Source organism: Pseudomonas sp. EA_65y_Pfl1_P113 (genome assembly GCF_963970525.1).
GTDB lineage: Bacteria > Pseudomonadota > Gammaproteobacteria > Pseudomonadales > Pseudomonadaceae > Aquipseudomonas > Aquipseudomonas tritici.
Genome location: NZ_CAXAQM010000170.1, coordinates 1 through 702 on the forward strand (window position 1 = coordinate 1; position 702 = coordinate 702).

Genomic DNA, 702 nt, shown 5'->3' on the forward strand with positions numbered 1-702 from the left:
TGGCCGATCACCAGCGCACCGTGCAGCTTCTCCCGCGCGATATAGCCGTCGAGATCGGCGACGATGCCGTCGAGTATGCCCGGCTGCAAATTGGCCCCGGGATCATCCCCGCCAAAACCGTTGACCTGCACCAGGATGACGCGGTGGGTCTTGGCCAGTTCGGGTGCAACATCGTCCCATACCGCGCGCGGGGAGGCGAGGCCGGGGATCAGGATCACCGGACTGCCCTTGCCCATGGTGACGATCGAAATGTGCGGCAGGCGTAGCTCGGCCGTCGTCGCCACCTGTGCCCCCGTCGGGGCGGCCTGCGTCGGCGTGGCGGGCAGCAGCAGCGCCAGCGCGGCGATCAAAGCGGTTTTGCGGGCAGACATCATGACGCGTCTCCTTTGGAGGGACTGACGAAAATCGCTTCGATCGGAAGCGCGAACAATTCAGCGATGCGGAAGGCGAGCGGGAGCGACGGATCGTAGCGCCCGGTCTCGATCGCGTTGACGCTCTGGCGCGACACCTCCAGCCGCTCGGCCAGGAACTTCGAGACCTACTCGACCCGCAATGCGAGGACGATCGACTCCAGCACCTCCTGCATGTCCTGCGGCTTGATGTCCATGAACGAGGTCGCGAGGTCCGCCAGCGCGCCGGGCGCACTGGTGCCCTGGAACATCGCGCTCAGCTCGGGCGGGGCCTGCGGCAGCAGCTCGATCG

At 66.7% G+C, this 702-nt stretch carries 1 protein-coding gene and 1 pseudogene; both read right to left on the bottom strand.

Annotated elements, in window-relative coordinates; genetic code table 11:
• Positions 1-374 (bottom strand): alpha/beta fold hydrolase (locus tag AACY52_RS28950; RefSeq protein ID WP_370468063.1); only part of this gene is annotated, 374 nt, incomplete at its 3' end.
• Positions 371-526: pseudogene (locus AACY52_RS28955) on the bottom strand (helix-turn-helix transcriptional regulator); the annotation flags it as partial. The gene AACY52_RS28950 and the pseudogene AACY52_RS28955, both read right to left, overlap by 4 nt.
• Between the last annotated feature and the right edge of the window lie 176 nt (positions 527-702).